The organism is Methylobacterium sp. WL19 (assembly GCF_008040005.1).
GTDB classification, from domain to species: Bacteria; Pseudomonadota; Alphaproteobacteria; order Rhizobiales; family Beijerinckiaceae; genus Methylobacterium; species Methylobacterium bullatum.
The window spans coordinates 13,181-33,843 of the sequence record NZ_VRVC01000032.1 but is presented as its reverse complement, the minus strand read 5'-3'; the positions used below and the strand labels follow the sequence as shown (position 1 = coordinate 33,843).

At 65.5% G+C, this 20,663-nt stretch carries 14 protein-coding genes and 1 pseudogene; 11 read left to right on the top strand and 4 right to left on the bottom strand.

Annotated features, from left to right (window positions below):
- Nucleotides 1–66: 66 nt before the first annotated feature.
- Together FV220_RS08890 and FV220_RS08885 are read right to left on the bottom strand one after the other, a co-directional pair.
- Entirely contained in the window at nucleotides 67–1,020 is a 954-nt protein-coding gene (locus tag FV220_RS08890; RefSeq protein ID WP_147830809.1) for a PDR/VanB family oxidoreductase, read from the bottom strand.
- Nucleotides 1,017–1,586: a dimethylamine monooxygenase subunit DmmA family protein gene (locus tag FV220_RS08885; RefSeq protein WP_147830807.1), complete on the bottom strand. Its 570-nt coding sequence runs from the start codon at nucleotides 1,584–1,586 to the stop codon at nucleotides 1,017–1,019. The genes FV220_RS08890 and FV220_RS08885 overlap by 4 nt, the downstream gene beginning before the upstream one ends.
- A 990-nt stretch (nucleotides 1,587–2,576) precedes the next feature.
- On the opposite strand from FV220_RS08885, the gene FV220_RS08880 reads away from it, so the two are divergent.
- Nucleotides 2,577–4,328, top strand: coding sequence for an APC family permease (locus FV220_RS08880; protein WP_082473073.1), 1,752 nt, complete (start codon nucleotides 2,577–2,579; stop codon nucleotides 4,326–4,328).
- A gap of 200 nt (nucleotides 4,329–4,528) precedes the next feature.
- Nucleotides 4,529–5,662 (top strand): aminomethyltransferase family protein, encoded by a 1,134-nt coding sequence (locus tag FV220_RS08875; protein WP_147830805.1) that lies wholly within the window; start codon nucleotides 4,529–4,531, stop codon nucleotides 5,660–5,662.
- Nucleotides 5,663–5,800: 138 nt separating this feature from the next.
- Here the strand turns inward: FV220_RS08875 and FV220_RS08870 are convergent, their stop codons facing one another.
- Nucleotides 5,801–6,700: a LysR family transcriptional regulator gene (locus tag FV220_RS08870; RefSeq protein WP_018043973.1), complete on the bottom strand. Its 900-nt coding sequence runs from the start codon at nucleotides 6,698–6,700 to the stop codon at nucleotides 5,801–5,803.
- 172 nt (nucleotides 6,701–6,872) lie between these two features.
- Between FV220_RS08870 and dctA the strand changes: the two genes are divergently transcribed.
- The 8 genes and pseudogenes from dctA to FV220_RS08830 all read left to right on the top strand — a co-directional run.
- Nucleotides 6,873–8,204 carry a C4-dicarboxylate transporter DctA gene (dctA, locus tag FV220_RS08865; protein ID WP_056142250.1) on the top strand — a complete coding sequence of 444 codons (1,332 nt, stop codon included), beginning with the start codon at nucleotides 6,873–6,875 and terminating at the stop codon, nucleotides 8,202–8,204.
- 70 nt (nucleotides 8,205–8,274) lie between these two features.
- On the top strand, nucleotides 8,275–9,438 hold the full coding sequence (locus tag FV220_RS08860; RefSeq protein ID WP_147830804.1) for a mandelate racemase/muconate lactonizing enzyme family protein: 1,164 nt from the start codon (nucleotides 8,275–8,277) through the stop codon (nucleotides 9,436–9,438).
- Between the two features lie 430 nt (nucleotides 9,439–9,868).
- Nucleotides 9,869–10,843: a 2-hydroxyacid dehydrogenase gene (locus FV220_RS08855; protein WP_147830802.1), complete on the top strand. Its 975-nt coding sequence runs from the start codon at nucleotides 9,869–9,871 to the stop codon at nucleotides 10,841–10,843.
- A gap of 41 nt (nucleotides 10,844–10,884) precedes the next feature.
- Nucleotides 10,885–11,958, top strand: a complete 1,074-nt coding sequence (locus FV220_RS08850; protein WP_056142257.1) for a tartrate dehydrogenase — start codon at nucleotides 10,885–10,887, stop codon at nucleotides 11,956–11,958.
- Nucleotides 11,959–12,263: 305 nt separating this feature from the next.
- Nucleotides 12,264–14,228 carry a CTQ-dependent glycine oxidase GoxA gene (goxA, locus tag FV220_RS08845; protein WP_147830800.1) on the top strand — a complete coding sequence of 655 codons (1,965 nt, stop codon included), beginning with the start codon at nucleotides 12,264–12,266 and terminating at the stop codon, nucleotides 14,226–14,228.
- 11 nt (nucleotides 14,229–14,239) lie between these two features.
- The gene (locus FV220_RS08840) at nucleotides 14,240–15,310 is read left to right on the top strand and encodes a lycopene cyclase family protein (RefSeq protein ID WP_147830798.1); all 1,071 of its coding nucleotides are present in this window, start codon (nucleotides 14,240–14,242) and stop codon (nucleotides 15,308–15,310) included.
- A 16-nt stretch (nucleotides 15,311–15,326) separates the two neighbouring features.
- Nucleotides 15,327–15,803, top strand: a complete 477-nt coding sequence (locus FV220_RS08835; protein WP_056142264.1) for a RidA family protein — start codon at nucleotides 15,327–15,329, stop codon at nucleotides 15,801–15,803.
- A gap of 320 nt (nucleotides 15,804–16,123) precedes the next feature.
- A pseudogene (locus tag FV220_RS08830) lies at nucleotides 16,124–16,370 on the top strand (IS630 family transposase); the annotation flags it as partial.
- Between the two features lie 101 nt (nucleotides 16,371–16,471).
- On the opposite strand, the gene FV220_RS08825 reads toward FV220_RS08830, so the two are convergent.
- Nucleotides 16,472–17,470, bottom strand: coding sequence for a polysaccharide pyruvyl transferase family protein (locus FV220_RS08825; protein WP_147830794.1), 999 nt, complete (start codon nucleotides 17,468–17,470; stop codon nucleotides 16,472–16,474).
- 1,009 nt (nucleotides 17,471–18,479) lie between these two features.
- Between FV220_RS08825 and FV220_RS08815 the strand changes: the two genes are divergently transcribed.
- Nucleotides 18,480–20,459: a PAS domain-containing protein gene (locus tag FV220_RS08815; RefSeq protein ID WP_348642078.1), complete on the top strand. Its 1,980-nt coding sequence runs from the start codon at nucleotides 18,480–18,482 to the stop codon at nucleotides 20,457–20,459.
- The last annotated feature ends 204 nt before the right edge of the window (nucleotides 20,460–20,663 follow it).

Here is a 20,663-nt window from a genome sequence, read left to right as displayed (position 1 = left end):
CGATCCCGGCCGACGGCCGGCATCGATGCGTTCGGCGGATGCCCGCCGCCGCGCGGTCGTCCGGTCTTAAAAATCGAGCACCAGGGTCTCGGATCTGGCCCGCGAGACGCAGGTCGCGATGAGGCGGCCCTCCGCTTTCTCGGCATCGGACAGGACGTGATCCCGGTGATCGGGGATGCCCTCCACGAGGGGCAGGAGGCAGACGCCGCAGGCGCCCCCCCGGCAGAGGCACGGAGCCTCGATGCCTTCGCCCTCCAGCGCTTCGAGCAGGGTCTGCGAGGCCCCGACCGCGATCGACCGGCCGGACCGCGCCAGGGTGACGGTGAACGGCTCGCCGCCCTTGTCCCCGCCGAAACTCTCGCGGTGGATCGCGTGCGGCGTCCAGCCGAGGCCGCGCGCCGTCTCCTCGACCGCGTCCATCAGGCCCTGAGGCCCACAGGTATAGACATGGGTTCCCAGCGGCTGATCGGCGAGGAGGGCGGCGAGATCCGGCCGCTCTCCCCGTCCGACGCCATGGACGTGGATGCCGGCCGCGTCCGAGCCGAGCAGGCCCCGGAAGGTCTCGACCTCGTCGGGGGCGCAGAACTGATGCAGTTCGTAGGCGGCGCCGCGCGACGCCAGGACCGGCCGGTAGGACAGGAACGGCGTCAGCCCGATGCCGCCGGCGATCAGGATGTGCTTGCGGGCGAGCGACGCGATCGGGAACAGGCTGGCCGGCGCGCTCAGCTCGACGGCGTCACCGATCTCGAGCCTGTCGTGCAGGAAGTGGGAGCCGCCGCGCGAGTCCGGAACCCGGCGGACGACGATCGCGTAGTGATCGCGCTGATCGGGCGGCGTCACCAGCGAATAGGCGTTCTGCCAGACCCGGTCCGGCCCCCGCAGGGTGACGAGGACATGCGCCCCCGGCGGCGATGTGGGAAACGCCCCGCCCTTCTCGGGAACGAAGCGGAACCGCTTCAGCGTCGGGCTCAGGCGTTCGATCTCGGCGACGCGCGCCGACAGCTTGCCGTCGAGGATCATGAATAGGCCTGCTCTGCCGGAGGGACTTCGCCGGCGACCTCGGCATCGATCTTGACCCCCATGAAGGCCGACAGGCGCCGCGAGAAATGATCCCGCACGAACAGGTTGGCGCCGCAGCCGTCGCATCGGACGATGGTGGTCGTCACGCCGTGATTGAAGGTCCGGCAATGGACGCAGGCCACGCGCCGCGCTCGTGTGCCGGAATGGCACTGGAAGATCTCCTGCTTGGTCATCCCCGCGCGCTGCGCCGTGTTGAAGACGTCCCACAGGAAATCCTCGGTCCCGCTCACGTAGAGCCGCAGACCCATGCGCTCCTGCGCGAGGCGATGGTCGAGGCGATCAATGAGGTGCCTCGGCGAACGGAACCCTCGTTCGTGAACGGTCTCGGAGGGTGGGATCCGGCCCTCCTGGTCGGGGCCTGCGACGAACCAGACCTCCACCTCCCTGTCGGGCGGGGCCTCGAAGCGGTAGGCGGGCGAATCCGACACCAACAGGTGGCGCAACCCGGACAGATCCATCGCCAGCGATTGATAGACCGGTCGGCTCTTGATGGACTGATCTGACATCGACCTCGACTCGACAATGGGCGGGGCGGCGGCCGGAGCGGACCGCGCCGAACCAGAGGACGAATTCAGTCCCGTCGACAAAGCCGGCTCCGTCTTGCTTGCGCGGCGATCTGGTTCTTTAAGAGAATTTCATTTTCTCCAAGAGAACAACAATGTCAATCGCCGTTTTCGACCGAAGTCCCGGCCAAGGAGTTTCGGCCAATGGGTCGGATGCCGGTTCGATGGGCGGCGGACACGTGTTTCGGCACCCGCTGCCGTCATGGTCCGCACTCCCGTGCGGGATGCGCAGGGTCGCAGGGCGCGCGCGCGAAAGCGAGAGGCCATGTCGACCATCCGCTCGAATCGAGAAGGCCCATCGCGGTCCGATCTCTCGTCATGCCCGTGATCGGCAAACATCCATGCCCATTTACTGGTCACATCTGCCCGAAAATCAATTCTCATGGAAAATTTCGATGCAATTCCACTGTTCGCTCGAGGGGGAGCCGCAATAGCGCTTGACAGCGGCTCAACCGAAGAGAAATGATTATTCCTGTAGAGAATTTCAGGAGTTCGACCGGCAGTCTTCCACTGACGTGATGTGTCGGGCTCTCATGAAACGTGCGCACCGACGGTCGCGGCGCCCCGGCTATTTGGAAAGACTTCGTGTGACCCTCTCCGCAAGGACGGGAAATATCCATGTCGCTGACGATACATCGACACGCACATCCCTAGCTTAGAATTCCTCACGAAACGTCCGGTCGGTATCGATCCTCGCTCCGGGCACGCCGGTGCGGCGGAAGTTTCGTGAGGGACACTCGAAACGTCCTTCGGAACACCCTTCTGCGGCGCCGATCCATTTGGCGGAGCGGCGCCCCGAGCCAGACGACACTCCGGATGCGCCTCGACCCCGCCGAGACCGTGCGGACACGCATCGCCCCGGGATCACACCTTCGGCGAGGGCACGGGTCGATCCGGACCGAACCCTCGATACGACCAATGGAGAGCTGAATCATGAGCACCGGACTGGCATCCTCGGCAAAGCCCGTGGCGGGCTTCACGTCCCCCGCCACCGGGACGGCCGAAGACGGGAAGCTGCATCGCAGCATCAACTGGACGGGCGCGTTCTGGGTCGCGAGCGGTGTGCCCGCCCTCGTCCTGTTCTCGGTGGGCGGCATTGCCGGCAATACGGGCAAGCTCGCCTTCCTGATCTGGACGCTCTCCATGATCATGGGCTTCATCCAGTCCTTCACCTATGCGGAGATCGCCGGCCTGTTCCCGAACAAGTCGGGGGGCGCGTCGGTCTACGGGGCCGCGGCCTGGGTCCGCTACACCAAGCTGGTGGCGCCCCTCTCGGTCTGGTGCAACTGGTTCGCCTGGTCGCCGGTCCTGTCGCTGGGCTGTTCCATCGCGGCCTCCTACATCATCAACGCGGTGGCGCCGCAGCCCACGGCCACGTCGCCGGCCGTGGTGCAATGGCTCGCCACCAACGGTGCCGCCCTGCAGATGGCCGATGCCGACAAGGTGACGGCGGCCATCGCGGCCGTGGCGCCCGGCATCCGCACCTGGACCCTGTTCACCACCACCCTCGGCCCGGTCTCGCTCTCCCTCAACCTGGCCTTCTTCATCGGCGCCGCCCTCATGCTCGCGGTCTTCGCCGTGCAGCACCGCGGTATTCTCGGAACGGCGAACGTCCAGAAGTATATCGGTCTCCTCGTCATCATCCCGATGTTCATCGTCGGCGTGGTTCCGCTGCTGATCCACGGCGTGAACTGGGAGAACTTCTCTCCCCTCGTCCCCCTCGCGGCGCCGGCCGCTCCCGCGCCGGGTGCCTGGAACATCACGGGCTGGACGCTGGTCCTCGGCAGCATGTTCATCGCGGCCTGGTCGACCTACGGGTTCGAGACGGCGATCTGCTACACCAGCGAGTTCCGTGATCCCGCCAAGGATACGTTCAAGGCGATCTTCTATTCGGGCCTGCTCTGCCTCCTGCTGTTCACCCTCGTGCCCTTCACCTTCCAGAGCATGCTCGGCGTCGAGGGAATGCTGGAGGCCTCCATCGTCGACGGGTCGGGTGTGGCGGCCGCACTGGCGCACATGGTCGGCGGCGGTCCCATCGTCGAGAATTTCCTCGTCATGCTGATGATCCTGGCCCTCGTGCTCTGCATCATGACGGCGATGGCGGGGTCCTCGCGCACCCTCTACCAGGGCTCGGCCGACGGCTGGCTGCCGCGCTACCTCAGCCATGTGAACGAGCATGGCGCACCGACACGGGCGATGTGGACCGATCTCGTCTTCAATCTCGCGATCCTGGCGATCGCCTGTGCCGATGCGACGAGCTTCTTCTTCATCCTGGCCGTGTCGAATTGCGGCTACATCATCTTCAACTTCCTCAACCTCAACTCGGCCTGGATCCACCGCATCGACTCGGCGCATATCCCGCGCCCCTACCGCGCACCGACCTTCGTCCTGGTGCTCGGCGGCGTCTTCGCCTTCGTGAACGTGATCTTCATGGGCGCGGGCGCGAAGGTCTGGAACCCGATCGCCCTCTGGGCCGGCCTGATCACCGCCGCCCTGATCATCCCGGTCTTCTGCTACCGCCACTATGTCCAGGACGGCGGCAAGTTCCCGGCCGAGATGTACGAGGACCTGCATGTCGGCCCCGACGGTGCGGTGAGCCGCCGCCGGGCGGGAATCCTGCCCTACCTGACGCTGGCCGCCGGCGTCGTGGTGCTCCTCCTCTCGAACTGGTTCTTCCAGCTGTGATCGAACCGGGCTGCCGGGCCCCTGGGCTCCGGCAGCCCGCGCGTGGGACGAGACAGGGTCCGCCCAATCAAAAAACGGAACGCTAGAGCTGCGCCCGACCACGTTGGGTCGGGGCACATCTCTAGGCCTTTGTTTTGCCGCGCTCTTTTTCGCCGAACCGGCATCCGCTTCGGCGGAGAGCGCTCTAAGGGACAGCCGCCATGAGCTACACAGACCTTCCCCGCCAGTCGGCCCTCAACGAACGCCACCTGGCCCTGGGCTCGACACTCGACGCCGAGTGGAACGGGATGCCCATCCCCCAATCCTACAGCACCGACCGCTACGAGGAGACCACCATCGTCCGCTCGCGGGCGGGCCTGTTCGACGTCTCCGGCCTTCGCATCGTCAACGTCTCCGGTCCGGACGCGGAGGCGATGCTGAACGCGATGCTCACCAGCGACGTCGGCAAGATCGCGCAGGGCCGATCGGCCATCAGCAACATCGTCGACGAGAACGGCTCCCTGATCGACGACGTGCTGGTCTACCGCGACGGGCCGCAGGCCTTCCGCGTCTCGCATGGCGGCGGCAGCCTCGAAGACGTTCTTCCTGAATTCACCGAAGGCCGCGCCGTGGAGGCGGCCCGCGACGACGACGTCCACATCCTGTCGCTGCAGGGACCGCTGGCGCTCGCTATCCTCGCGCCGCACACGCCCTTCGACCTGCCGACGCTGAAGTATTTCGAGCATGTGCGCACGACGCTGTTCGGCCGCGACGTATCCCTGGCGCGGGGCGGCTACTCGGCCGAGCGCGGCTACGAGGTGTTCTGCGCCGCCAAGGACGCCGTCGCCATCTGGGACGCGATCATGCAGGCCGGCGAGCCCTTCGGCATCGTGGCGGCCTCCTGGGACTGCCTCGACATCGTGCGCGTGGAGGGCGGCCTGCTGTTCTTCCCCTTCGACATGCCCAAACCCGACACCACGCCGTGGGAAATGGGCCTGGCCTGGACCGTCGACCTCGACAAGCCGGATTTCCGCGGCAAGGCCGCCCTGCTGGCGCGGAGGGGCACCGAGCGTTTCAGCCAGGTCGGCCTCGAGATCCTGCACCATGAGGCGGTGACGCCCGGCGCCAAGATCTTCAAGGACGGACTCGAGGTCGGCACCGTCAACAGCACCACCTACAGCCGGCACCTGATGAAGTCGCTGGGCCTCGCCCACCTGCCGCCGGAGCTCGCCGCCCTCGGCACGGAGGTCGAGGTCCGGACCGAGACCGGCCCGCTGGTCGCCAACGTGGTGCGGACGCCGTTCTACGACCCGATGCGCCTGCGCACCCATCCGGCCGACGAACGGACCGCCTGATACCGGGCGGCGTCCCCCTCCCCCCTGTGGCTACGGCCTGGACGGACGGGGAACCCGCGGTACCGGCGAAATCGGCGGTCCCGCTTCCAGAGGCTCGCGCTCACGCGGCACCCTTCCGCGGACGGAGACCGGCGCCGGTCACGCACGGGCTTCGGTGAGGTCGTCCCAGAGCCGGTCGGCCGCATCGTTGCGGCAGTCGAGGGAGCGGAACAGCCTGATGTCGATGGGGATGTCGAACCGGTCCGGACCGGCGCGCACGAGCCTGCCGCGCGCCTGATCTTCGGCCGCCAGCGTCTGCGGCAGCCAGGCGATGCCGTGTCCGTTCCGCGCCATCGTCATGAGCGCCGCCGCGAGGTGAGAGGTGAGCGCCGTCGCCGAATGGGCCGGCTCGCGATCCGGGAAGGCCGCGATGATGCGCCCGAGCCCCGAGGCCTGGCTGTATCTGAGATAGGGCAGAGGCGCCTCCGGCGTTCCCGGCAGCGACCATGTCGGCCCGCCGTCCGAGGTGGGGGCGCAGAGGGGAACCAGCAGGTCGTCGCCCAGGGACAGGCTCGGAAACCGCTCCGCTTCGAACCGCGTCCGTGCATCCGGGTGATGGTGGCACAGGAGGAAGTGGACCTCGCCGGCGAGCATGATGGCTTCGCAGGCCTCCATGCTGTCGGAGATCAGGTTGAGGGTGCCCAGCGTCTGATGGTGCATCAGGCCGCGGATCCAGTTCGGAAAGAACGTGAACGACAGGGCGTGGGTCGCCGCGATGGAGAGCGTCGCCGTGTCCCGGGCGCCCACCTCCCGCGCGTCGCGTCGTGCCCGCTCCAGGCTGCGCATCATGTCCTGGGCCGCCGGCTGGAAGGCGAGCCCGGCCGGCGTGAGCACCGCCCCCTGCGGACCACGGGCGAACAGGGGCGTGCCGACCCAATCCTCGAGGGCACGGATGCGCCGGCTGAAGGCCGGCTGCGTCACGCTCCGCGCCTCGGCCGCGCGCGAGAACGTCTTCTGCTCCGCCAGGGCGAGGAAGTCCTTCAGCCAGTCCAGATCCATCGATCAGCCAGTGTCCGTCAGCCCGTCCAGCCCGATGCCGACCGCGCATAGCGCGCACCGAACATGGCATTGGCCGAGCGACGGTGTCCAGGCGTAAGGACGGCATCAAGCCCCGCAAGAGGGATCACTAATCAAGCTGCCCGCTAAGTGGCAGATCAGGAGGAAACAGATCATGAAGTCATGGCTAAGCCGACTCTATGTTCAAGTCTTCATAGCAATCGTCATCGGCGGGCTCGTCGGGTATTTCCTGCCCGACGTCGCCGTCACGCTGCAGCCCCTGGCGGACGGCTTCATCAAGCTGATCAAGATGCTGCTCGCGCCGGTCATCTTCGGCACCATCGTGGTCGGCATCGCCAAGATGGGCAACTTGAAGGAGGTCGGCCGCATCGGTGTGCGCGCGCTGATCTACTTCGAGGTCGTCTCCACGCTGGCCCTCGTCATCGGCCTCGTCGTGGTCAACGTGATGCAGCCGGGCGTCGGCATGAACATCGACGCCACGCAGATCGACGGCAGCGCCATCGCCTCCTACGCCAAGCGGGCGGAAGCGCAGCCCGGCATCGTCGGCTTCTTCATGGACATCATCCCCTCGACGATGGTGGATGCCTTCGCCAAGGGCGCGATGCTGCAGATCATCCTGATCTCGCTGCTCTTCGGCGTCGCCCTGGTTCAGGCGGGCGAACGCGGCAAGCCGGTGGTCGTCGTCATCGACAGCCTGCTGGACGCGCTGTTCCGCATCGTCGCCATGGTGATGCGCCTGGCCCCCATCGGTGCGGGTGCCGGTGTCGCCTTCACCATCGGCAAGTACGGCTTCGGCACCGTCTGGTCCCTCGCCTACCTCATGCTCGGTGTCTACGTCACGTCGATCCTGTTCGTCGTGGTCGTGCTCGGCTCCGTCTGCGCCTGGACCGGGTTCTCCCTGGTCAAGGTCCTCGGCTTCTTCAAGGACGAGATCCTCATCACCTTCGGCACCTGCTCCACCGAGGCGGTGATGCCCCGGATGATGGCCAAGCTGGAGCGGGTGGGCTGCGAGAAGTCGGTGGTCGGCCTCGTGCTGCCCACGGGCTACACCTTCAACGCCGACGGCACCTGCATCTACCTGACCATGGCGGCGATCTTCGTCGCCCAGGCCACCAACACGCCGCTGGGCATCGGCGACCAGCTCGTCGTCCTGGGCGTGCTGCTCCTGACCTCGAAAGGGTCGGCGGGTGTCGCCGGGGCCGGGTTCGTCACCCTCGCCGCCACCCTGTCGAGCATCCACACCGTCCCGGTCGCCGGCCTCGTCCTTCTGCTGGGCGTCGATCGCTTCATGAACGAGGCACGGGCGGTCACGAACCTGATCGGCAACGCGGTCGCCACCATCGCGGTCGCCAAGTGGGAAGGCGCCTTCGACCTGAACAAGGCGGAAGAAGCCTACCGCGACCGGGCCGCCGTCGCCTCCGAGAACGTCGTTCCCGACACGGAAGCCGGGCATGCCCTGCCCCGCCCCGTGGCGGCCGCCCACTAGACCTTCCGACCGACCCCCTTCCATCCCGTTCCCCTCACGCGAAATTCTTCGCATCTCAAGGAGAGCCACCATGCGTATCGTCGACGTCTGCGAGGTCACCAAGCCGATCTTCTCGCCCATCCGCAACGCCTATATCGACTTCTCGAAGATGACCGCCAGCCTCGTGGCCGTGGTCACGGACGTGGAGCGCGACGGCCGCCGGGTGGTGGGCTACGGCTTCAATTCCAACGGCCGCTACGGCCAGGGCGGCCTGATCCGCGAGCGCTTCAAGAACCGCATCCTCGAGGCCGACCCCAAGAGCGTCCTCAACGAGGCCGGCGACAACCTCGACCCGCACAAGCTCTGGGCGGCGATGATGACCAACGAGAAGCCCGGCGGCCACGGCGAGCGCTCGGTGGCGGTGGGCACCCTCGACATGGCGATCTGGGACGCCACCGCCAAGATCGCCGGCAAGCCGCTGTTCCGGATGCTCGCCGAGCAGAAGGGCGTCGAGGCCAATCCGCGCGTCTTCGTCTACGCGGCCGGCGGCTATTACTATCCCGGCAAGGACGACACCCAGCTGCGCGCCGAGATGCGCGGCTACCTCGACCGGGGCTACAACGTCGTGAAGATGAAGATCGGCGGCGTGCCGATCGAGGAGGACCAGCGCCGCATCGAGGCCGTGCTGAAGGAGATCGGCTCCCAGGCGCAGCTCGCCGTCGACGTGAACGGCCGCTTCAACCTCGAACAGGGCATCGCCTACGCCAAGATGCTGCGCCAGTACCCGCTGTTCTGGTACGAGGAGATCGGCGATCCCCTCGACTACGCCCTGCAGGCCGCGATCTCCGAGTTCTATCCCGGCCCGATGGCGACCGGCGAGAACCTGTTCTCGCACCAGGATGCCCGCAACCTCCTGCGCTACGGCGGCATGCGGCCCGACCGCGATTACCTGCAGTTCGACTGCGCCCTGTCCTACGGCCTCGTCGAGTACCTCCGCACCCTCGACGTGCTGGAGCAGTTCGGCTGGTCGCCCAAGCGCTGCATCCCGCATGGCGGTCACCAGATGTCGCTCAACATCGCGGCCGGCCTGGGGCTGGGCGGCAACGAGAGCTACCCGGACCTGTTCCAGCCCTATGGCGGCTTCCCGGACGGGGTGAAGGTCGAGGACGGCCACATCGTCATGCCCGAACTGCCGGGCATCGGCTTCGAGGGCAAGTCGGACCTCATCAAGGTCATGCGCGAGCTCGCGGAGTAAGCGCCGATCGATCGCCGTGCGGGGTTCATCGAGCCCGGCACGGCCCCTCCCCCTGCCGCCTGGCCTCGGGCGACAGCCGTTCCTGCGAGCCGGTCAGCCGAGACGGGCCGGCCCCGGGGACGGCAAACCGGAATCGACGTGACGAGGAAATCCGTACGATGCGTCCGCTCAGCGATGACGAGCGAGCCGTTCTATCCGCTCTGACCGAAGACTTCGTCAGCGCCACGGTGGTCAAGGTCAGGTCCGGCCTTCCGCGCGGCCAGAGGAACGAGACAGTCCTCGCGGCCTGTATGGGATTGGCGCAACGCGGTCTTGCCGAGCGGGCCGGCTCCGGGTTGCGGTCCACCCTCCGTTGGCGGAAAGCACGAGGTGGCTTCGCCCCGGAGCGGGAGCGCCACCTCCACGGAACACGCAACTGCGAAGAGGCCCCATGACAGCGCATGCGAAGGCGGAGATCCTGCTGCTGAAGGCGATCCTTCCCGATACGATCCGAGCCCTCGACGAGCGCTTCGTCCTCCACCGCCTGGATCGGGCCATGGACCGGGACGCGTTCCTGGCGGAGGTCGGCCCGGCCATCCGCGGCGTGGTGGTGGGAGGACAGGCGCCGGCGGGAGCCGACCTGTTCGCGCGCCTTCCCGCCCTGGAGATCGTCGCCAATTTCGGTGTCGGCTACGACACGATCGACGTCGCGGACGCCAAGGGCCGGGGCGCCGTCGTCACCAACACCCCGGACGTGCTCACCGAGGAGGTCGCCGACCTCGCCCTCGGCCTGCTCCTCGCCACCGTCCGCCGCCTCCCCCAGGCCGACCGCTATCTCCGCGCGGGCGCCTGGCCGAAAGCCCCGTTTCCCCTCTCGCCCTCCCTGCGCGGGCGCCGCATCGGCATCCTCGGCCTCGGGCGGATCGGGCACGCCATCGCCACGCGCCTCGACGGGTTCGGCTGCGCCATCGCCTATCACGGCCGCCGCCGGCAACCCGCGGTGGCCTACGACTACCACCCGAGCGCGGTCGAGCTGGCGCGGGCCTGCGACGTCCTCGTGGTCGTGGCTCCGGGTGGCGGAGCCGGGCCCCTCGTCACCGCGGAGGTGCTGGGCGCCCTCGGTCCGGAGGGCATCCTCATCAACGTGGCCCGCGGCAGCCTCGTCGACGAGGACGCCCTGATCGCGGCCCTGCAGCGGGGCGCGATCCACTCGGCCGGCCTCGACGTGTTCGCCGACGAACCCCGGGTTCCCGACGCCCTCATCGCCTTGGACAACGTCGTCCTGCTGCCGCATGTGGGCTCGGCCACCCACCACACCCGCCGTGCCATGGGAAACCTCCTCGTGGACAACCTCGTTTCCTGGTTCGAGGGTCGGGGGCCGGTGACCCCCGTCGCCGAGACGCCCTGGCCGCCGAGCGCCGCCTGAACTCCCGAATCCAGCCGTCCCATCCGCGGAGAGCCGATCCCATGACATCACGCAGCTATCGCATCGCCGTCATTCCGGGCGACGGGATCGGCAAGGAGGTCGTGCCGGAGGGCGTGCGCGTCCTCGAAAAGGCCGCCAAGCGCCACGGCTTCAGCCTCGAGTTCGACTGGTTCGACTTCGCCAGCTGCGATTATTACGAGCGGCACAACCGGATGATGCCGGAAGACTGGAAGGCGCAGATCGGGGGCCACGACGCGATCTTCTTCGGCGCGGTCGGCATGCCGGACCGGGTGCCCGATCACGTCTCGCTCTGGGGCTCGCTGATCCTGTTCCGGCGGGAATTCGACCAATACGCCAACCTGCGCCCGGTGCGCCTGATGCCGGGGGTGAAGAGCCCGCTCGCCGACCGCAAGCCCGGCGACATCGATTTCTGGGTGGTCCGCGAGAACACGGAGGGCGAATACTCGAATGCGGGTGGGCGCATGTTCGCCGGCACCGACCGCGAATTCGCCCTGCAGGAGACGATCATGACGCGCCACGGCGTCGACCGCATCCTGAAATTCGCCTTCGAACTGGCCCAGAGCCGGCCGAAGAAGCACCTGACCTCGGCCACCAAGTCCAACGGCATCTCGATCACGATGCCCTATTGGGACGAGCGGGTGAAGGAGATGGCCAAGGCCTACCCGGACGTGGCCTGGGACCAGTACCATATCGACATCCTGACCGCCCATTTCGTGCTGAACCCGGACCGGTTCGACGTGGTCGTCGCCTCGAACCTGTTCGGTGACATCCTCTCCGATCTCGGCCCCGCCTGCACGGGCACGATCGGCATCGCACCCTCCGGCAACATCAACCCGGAGCGGCTCTTCCCCTCGGTGTTCGAGCCGGTGCACGGCTCGGCCCCCGACATCGCCGGCCAGGGCATCGCCAATCCCATCGGCCAGATCTGGTCCGGCTCGATGATGCTGGAGCATCTCGGTGAGCACGAGGCCGCCCGGGAGATCGTCACCGGGATCGAGCGCGTCCTCTCCGAGCGGACCCTGCGCACGCGCGATCTCGGCGGCAACGCCGATACCGAAGCCTGCGGCAGGGCGGTGGAAGAAGCCCTCGGATAAGGGCGTCTTTCCGGGAATACCGGGACGCGGCCGACCTGGCACTGTCGACTTGGCACCGCGATCCCGAGCACATGGATCTGGAGAGGGACGAGCGCGGGCTTCGACGGTTGGCGCATCGGTGCATGTTCGGGAAACAGCGATGCGGCTTTATACTTAGATAGCACAAGAAGGGCTCCGCACGCCCGCGCCCCCCGAGCACGAAGACAAGCTAAAGGGAACTCTATCTTAACAGCGTTCAGGCTAGGTCCGGCCGGCACACAGTCTGGCCGAGACCAGTTCGCAGTTAGGATGAGCTAGAGCGCGCCATGAAGCGTCGGGATTTCCTCATTGGGGCATCCGCCCTTGGCTTGGCCTCCTCGTCTTTCGCGAAGGCCGCCGTCTCACCGCTCCAGGCGCCGGCGGCTGCGCCCGCGGGCGCCCGGATCGCGCGGGTCGCCATACACCCGGCGATCGGCTTTTCCCGGGTCGGCAATTCCGACGCATGGTTTCCCGCGCCCGAGGTGCCGGGCCTCCTCGACGAGCCGGCGGGCGGCTTCAAGGATTCCGAAGGGCGCATCAAGAAGCAGGTTCAGCGGTTCCGCCTCTACGGCTACGACGAGGAGGGCCGCGTGGTGCGCGAACTCGACGCGTCGAAGGGCGTCCGCTGGAGCGTCCACGTGGCCAACACCAAGGCGGCCTGGTACGGCTTCATCAACGCGCTCGACCAGGGGCCGGCGGCGCCCGGCATCCCCGGCACCCAGCGCAATCCCCTGGTCCAGGCCGACCGGCGCGACGATCTCCTGGTGATCGACCCAGGCGTCATCCAGATCGGCGGCGTCTCCGCCAATGCGGCGGGCAAGGATCCGGCCTGCCGCATGCAGGGCCGGTTCTGGAACACCCTCGATGTCGATCTCGGCCACCTGCGCACCGACGAGAACGGCCGCCTGCTGGTCTTTGCCGCAAACGGCATCTCGCGCACGGCCCTGCCGCAGAACCCGGTGCGCGACTTCACCAACAACGACGGCTGGCACGACGATTGGTGCGACGGCTGGGTGCAGGCCAGGGTCGAGATCGACGGAGCCTCCGTGCCGTGCGACCCGGCCTGGATCGTCTGTTGCGGTCCGAAATTCGCGCCCCAACTCGAACCCATCGTCACCCTCTACGACGCCGCCCGCGAGGCGATGGTCGAGCTCGGCCATCTGAAGGCCCCCTCCGACACCGTCTCGTTCCGGCGCGACGTGCTGCCGATCCTGCGCCGGGCCGGCACCATGCAATGGGTGGCCACCTCCTCGTTCCTCGGCGCGGCCTGGAACCAGATCGGCGACCTCTCCAGTCCGGCGCTCATCGCCACGCTGGCGCGCCCGCATGAAGAAAGCCGCGCGACGCGGCAGAACGTTCTCCAGGCCTTCCGCCGTCCGGGCGGAGAGGACCAGCGAGCCGCCGCCATGCCGATCATGCTCGGCGACGGGGTGAATTATCCCGAGAGCCAGCGCACCTGGCTCACCCTCACGCCGACCCAGTACCGTCAGCTCGAACTCTGGGCGGACGGGAAGTTCGCCGACGATTACGACGACGCGGCGGCCGATTCCGTCACGCGCCTCGACGACCTGCCCCTCGCCCTCCGGCCGGAGGCCCTCACCCGTGCCGCGCTCGATGCCTGCTCGGGGGGAGCCTTCCACCCCGGTGTCGAGATCACGTGGCCGATCCGTCATGCCGCCCTCTATCGCGGCCGTGACGAGACGAAGCTGCCCTTCCGCATCAAGATGTCGGATCGACCGGGCCTGATCCAGGATCTCGGCCTGCAGCTCAATGCCACGAACGTGTTCGCGGGCAACCCCGCCAAGCCGCGCGACGGGGCTCCCATCGGCCCGCAGGCTCCGGGCGACCTGACCCGCTGGATGGGCGTGCCCTGGCAGGGCGACGCCTTCAGCTGTCAGGCGGTCCTGACGGCCTCGGGCTTCCCCACCCCGGTCTGGTGGCCCGCGCTGCTGCCGGTGGATGTCCTGCCGGAGCCATTCTACGAGCAGGTCATGCGCACCGATCTCAGCGACGAGGAGCGCCTGCGCTTCTACCATGCGCGGGTGCCGTGGGCGCGGGGCGCGGCCGGTATCGGCCTTCACGTGGAGGCCGGCTACACCGATGGCCTGCGCCGCATGATCGAGCTGTGGACCCGCATGGGTGTCCTCGTCCGCCGCCCCGGCCCCAAGGGCCTGACCGGCGTGCCGGAGACGATCTACGTGGAGACCCAGCGCGGCTCCATGGACATCGCAGCACCGTTCCCCCGCCGCTGAGCGCGACGCGCGTGGACCGTATCGTGGTCGTCGGGGCGGGAGTCGCCGGCCTGTCCGCCGCCCGGCGCCTGACCCTCGCCGGACATTCTCCCGTCCTCGTCGCACCGGATCGCGTCGTGCCCACCCGGGGGGAAACGCTCTCCGCCACGGCAGCGTCGTTTCTGGACGGGCTCGGCTGGTCCGCCCTGATCGACGGCGACACCGCCATGGCCAGCCAAGGGCGCTTCTCGATCTGGGGCGACAGCGCCTTGCGCAGGGCGGCCGGGCACGAGAACGGCGCCCATATCGACCGCTCCCTGCTCGAAGCACGGATGGCGGCGTCTCTGGCCGACAGCGGGGGCGAGCGCCTCGCGGACGCCGTGGTCGGCCTGGAGCATCTTCCCCGCGGCGTCCGCATCGGCTTGGCCGACGGGCGATGGCTGGATGCGGCGGCGGTGATCGATGCGAGCGGCCGGGCCGCGCTCTCCGGCGGACCGACCGCCGACCGGCGGCGCCTCGACCGGCTCGTCTGCGCCTACCAGGTGCACGACGTGCCCAACGATGCCGAGCTTGCCGCCGCGACCCTGGTCGAGGCGGTGGAGCCGGGCTGGTGGTACATGGCGCCGATGCCGGACCGGCGCATGATGATCGGCCTGTTCACCGATTCCGATCTCCTGCCCGCAGGGGCGGCGAAGGATGGGAGGCTCTGGGCGGATGCGGCCGGGCAAACCCTCGCCATCGCCGCCCGCCTGGACAGCCTCGGCCTCGACACCGCCTGTGCCTCGCTGTCTCCCCAAGTCGCGCCGGCCGCCTCGGTCGTGCCGACATGCCTGGTCGAGGGGCGCATCCTGCGCTGCGGCGATGCCGCCGCCTCCCTCGATCCGCTCGGGGCGAACGGTCTCGCGACGGCGCTCTGGAGCGGCATCCGGGCCGCGGACGCCGCGCTGGCCCTCGCCGCCGACGATCCGGCCCCGGCACGCGCCTACGAGGGCGCCTTTCTCGAAGGTATCGCGCATCACCTCTCCGCGCAGCGGAGCCTCTACACCGCCGAACGGCGCTTTGCCGACGCCCCCTTCTGGACCCGGCGGCATGCTTTCCCCTGACTCCGAGGACGATCCCATGAGACCCGGTTTTCCCTCCCTGCTCGCCGCGCTTCTCGCGGTGCTCGTCCCCGCCGCGGCTTGCGCCGACGAGACGAGCCGTGTCGAGATTCTCGCTCCGAACGCAGAGACGATCACCCCCAGCGGCACTTGGAGCATCGGCGCACGGGCGGGAGATTTCGTGTTCATCGGCGGGATGCGCGGGGTCGACCGGGCCACCGGCCAGCTCATCGAGGGCGAGGAGGCCCGCATCCGCCGCATGTTCGACAACATGCTCGCCGCCGCCGCCGTGGCCGGGGCCACGAAGTCCGATGCCGTTCGCCTGACCGTGTTCGTCACGGACGTCGCCCGGCTGCGGCCGATCGTCAACACAGTGCAGAAGGACATCTGGGGCGACGGTCCGTATCCACCACGCACCGTGCTCGAGGTTCCCCGCCTCGATCAGAATGACATCGCCGAGATCGACGGCACCTTCTACAGGCCCACGGTCAAATGAAAGATTGCGGTGGTTGCCGTAAGACGCGGTCGTCCATCTCGATCAAGCCCATGAAAAAGATCGCCGACCGGGCACCAAGCGCCACCTCGTCGTGAGTCGAGGTACGCGATAGGGAATTGCAGATGTCGCGCGACGTCATCGGTGCAACGTAAGGATCAAGGCGGGTGAGGACTGACGGGTTCGCGCGGCCGGGGGCGACGTGATTCGCTTTGGCAAGCCGGAGGTCTGCCATGTCGAAGGCCTTGGAACCGCGCGGGGAATTTGATGCCGAGGCTCTACGACGGTTGGCGCGCGCGAGCCGGGATGCGGGCCTGAGCCGCTGGCACATCGCCGGCGACCTCGTGGTCCCCGACACCGTCACCGTATCGCCGCTGCGGTCTCATGCGCCCGAACTCAAGCCGGTCGAGACTGTCTGGCAGTTCATGCGCGACGACCGGCTCGGCGACATGATCTTCGCCTCCCACGAGGACATTCCCGATCGATGCTGCGCGGCCTGGAACAAGCTCGTTTCCCAGCCTCGGCGCATCATGTTCCCTCGGACTGCGCAACTGGGCCTATCGGTTATGATCCGTGCCGATTGGTATGAGTGAAAGATGCGTCGCCGATGGCCAGAACCCATCACCTGCGGGACCATACGCTGGGTGTGCTGCCAGGTTGCCGGCAGGATTTTAGACGATAGAGCGAGAGGGAAAAGGAAACGCAGCTCGAAGCGCTTTTGAGTCAATCTGTGATGGGGGCAGCACGCATTCGCGCCGTTCAAGCCATGCCAAATCAGTAAAATTTTGTGGGATACGCAAAGCTAGATCGGCAAGCCCAACAGATAGTTTGTAATCCTGCATCTTGAATGAGTCGTGTGCGTTGCCGACCTCATCCTCAATTGACGCCGATTGGCTCGGGATGCCATAGGCATGCGCCACTATAAGTCCATGAAGAGAGGTGGTAACTATTTCTTTGCAGCTTGATATTTCTCTAATTACGCATTCAATATCATCGAACGAAACTGATAGCAGCGATATAATCTTTATGTTCTTTGACTCCGTGCTATTAATCGCTGCTCTGAACATCGATTCATGGGAAACATGGGGGATAATGCCAATGCTATGGGACTTGGCGACATCCGGACGATACAGTTCCGGCAAGAGGATCGCGGGGTCGCCGTAGATCTCAGGGCAGGAACCGCCCGCCGCGATGATTGCATCGCGTGAAAGCGGACCGCGTACTGCAGAGTAGACAGCTGTAGGACAAAGCGCATCCGTGCTCCGCGGCATTCCAGTGCCCCAGAGGCGCATACTTGGTCGAGCAAACTTTGCAATGCTGCCAATACACAGGCCTTCAGCATGTTTGCTCAATACCCAACGCGGCATCACGCCGAAGGCATGCCACAGTACGTAGGGAGTCAGGATGTCTCCAAAGTTGCCCGGATAGGGGCTGCGCATCCACCACATTCTCGGCCGGTATGCTTCGGCTAAATCGGCTTCTGCTGCGATTTCTTCATGCATGCGGAGGGAACGGAATGCCGAAACTAGTGGGGTCCATACCTCGGGCGACTCCAAAATGAGATCGTTCTCTAAACGTTTGGATTCCGCCCAATCGCCATTGCTTACATGGGTTATAAAACCTTTCGTGACTATTTTCAGTCTTTCTTTGTTTATCTCAATCTTAGACATAATCTCACCTTGTGTTTTCGCAACAGCATGTCGTAATGTAAGGCTGTTGCATTTGTTCGGTGAACATTAGCGGAGTATATTTTGCTTTTTCATAAACTGCTTCCATTCATCTAAGTTGATTGACCAAGAGTCAAACCCGATCTTTTGATTCTCATACCAAACCACGTGCTGATGACCCTTTATATGAGAGAGACGAATAAAGTTCAGACGTGGCTGATAAGTACCATCCCTAATAGGTAGAAGCTCCACAATCTTCGATCCGGGTTTCGCGAATACTGAATGCGATAGTCCTGCTCCATAAGGGCCTATGATCGTATGAGCATGACGCGCAATAGCTATTTGATGCCACAATGGTATTGATGATAATTCTTGAACGATAAATCCAAACTCATTAGCTTCTTTCTCGATTTCTGATTCATTGATAAGTCGACGCCTTGTCGCATCTCGCCTAGTAACGTAAACTTTATCAGGAAGTGCTGCTTTATGTCCCTCGGACTGCGCGACTGGGCCTATCGGTGATGATCCGTGCCGATTGGTATGAGCCGGACATTGCATGGCCGTGAGGAATAGTCGGTACGGTGATCGAGGATCGGCTTACCGGCAGACAGTGGGGTGGAACAAAATGGAAAATTGAATCGACATCGGCCGGTCCATGCGTCGACTCAATCAAACCGATATGCCCCTGCGACGGCTGGAGAAAATGCATTTAAATACATGCCGGGGTCTCGATAAAATATATTTGGTGTAATATCACGAAGTCATCGCAAATAAAAATGCAATTTAATACAGATCGCTTCCTCTTCGATATGCCAAGGCAAGCATCAGCGATGCTCAATGTCCGAAGTCGCAGTCGTTCGCTTCACTGTTTGTATTTTAGTGTTATTGCTTGACTGGTATTTGTTGCTGATATTAAAAAATTCGTAGCGCGCATAAAAGTTGTTTCAGTTTTGTTTAACGAAAGGCTGCCAACCAGAAGGGAATGCGAACGAGGCATCGTGGGGACAGCGACGTGCCGTTTTTTGATACTGATCTGCGTGCGCTCATGGCCGCGGTCGACACGTCAACAGCTCGGATCGAGTTTGCTCCTGACGGCACCGTGCTCACTGCCAACACTCTCTTTCTCGAGCTGATGGGCTATACCCTTTCCGACCCGAAGGGGCAGAACCACGCTCGATTCGTCTCTGCCGCGGAGCAAGGCAGTGAGGCTTATCGAGCGTTCTGGGAAGCGCTGCGTCATGGCGAGCCGCAGACGCGCGAGTTCAAGCGTTTCGCGAGGGATGGTCGCGAGGTCTGGATCCAGGCCACATACAATCCCGTCCTCGACCGTGCCGGACGGGTGATCCGAGTGGTCAAGTTCGCGACAGATGTGACGAAGCAGGTCTTGCGCAACATCGACAATGACGGACAGCTCGGAGCTCTGCAGCGCTCACAGGCCGTCATCGCGTTCGCACTCGATGGCACGATCCTGGATGCCAACGCCAACTTCCTTTCAGCCGTGGGCTACGCGCTCGACGAGGTCCAAGGTCGTCATCACAGCATGTTCGTGGAACCGGCCGAGCGCGAGGGTGAGGCCTATCGTGAGTTCTGGTCCGCTCTGGGCAAAGGCGAGTTCAGCTCAGGGGAGTTCAAGCGGATTGCCAAGGGCGGTCGCGAAGTCTGGATCCAGGCAACCTACAATCCGATCCGTGATCGGGATGGTGTTCCGATCAAGGTCGTGAAGTTCGCCACCGACATTACCGGGCAGAAACTGCAGGTCGCGGATGCCATGGCTCAGCTGGCGGCGGTCAATCGCTCACAGGCCGTCATCGAGTTCGCTCCCGACACGACGGTCCTCGATGCCAATGCGAATTTCCTGAAGTCGCTCGGCTACGGGATCGAGGAGATCAGGGGGCGACCGCACGCCATCTTCGTGGAGCCAGGCTACGCACAGACGGCGGACTACGCCGCGTTCTGGGACCGCCTGAGAGGCGGCAGTTTCTCATCGGGCATGTTCCAGCGCTTCGGCAAGGGCGACCGTGCCGTCTGGATCCAGGCCAGCTACAACCCGATCTTCGACCCGAGCGGCCGATTGATCAAGATCGTCAAGTACGCTTCCGACGTCACCGCCAACATGGAGGCGCGGTCGGTCGCGGTGGAGGCCGCCGAGCGCACTCTCGATAACGTTCAGGCGGTCACGGATGCGGCGGACGCCATGAATGCGTCGGCGCTCTCGATCTCTCGCAGCATGATTCAGTCCAAGACCGTCGTGGACGACATCCATGGTCGAGCCGGCGAGGCGGATGCCGCAACCGAGCGGCTGCGTTCGGCAGCGCATTCGATGAGCGGCGTTGCCACCCTGATCACGGACATTGCGCAACAGATCAATCTGCTGGCGTTGAACGCGACGATCGAGGCGGCACGGGCCGGCGAGGCAGGGCGCGGCTTTGCTGTGGTCGCGACCGAAGTGAAGAACCTGGCTGGTCAGGCCGCAGCGGCCACGAACCGGATCAGCAGCGAAATCACGGGCATGCAGGCTGTCTCGAGCGAGGTCGCGGCCACCCTGGCCTCGATCACTGCGGCGATCGGTACGATCAGTCAGCATGTCGATGGCGTTGCTGCTTCGATGGATCAGCAGGCGCATGCCACGGGTGAGATCCTGGCCAGCATGCAGCAGGCTGCCGACGGTGTGTCGAGCATCAGCACGGGCTTGGACAATTGGACCGTTGGGATGGAGGAACGGCGCGCCGATCGCCGAACGCGTATCCTGCTGCCTGCTCACATTCATGTCTCGGACGGCGGCCGCATCGCCTGCTCGATCCGCGACCTGTCGGACGGCGGCGCACGGTTGCATGTGCGCCTGCATGCCTCGGTGCCGGAACGGTTCGTCCTCATCGCCGATGCGGACGGACGCCGGTTCGACTGCCTCGTACGGCATCGCTCCGGCGCGAGCATGAACGTGCAGTTCCTTCAATCTTCAGATGCGAAGCCAGTGCGTTCCGTCGCCGTTTAGAGCTTGCGTCCCCGGCGACCGAAAGTGCCTCACGAAACTCCCGCTGCGCCGTCATGCTCGGAGCGGGAACCGACCGTGATCGGAAGGTCGTGAGGCACCCCTACGGCAACGCGTGCTGCACCCATTCACCCGGTGTCGCGTCCCGGCCGCGCGTTCGGGAAGGCCGTTCGGCGCGATCGCCGATCCCTCCCGCCCGGTGGAGCC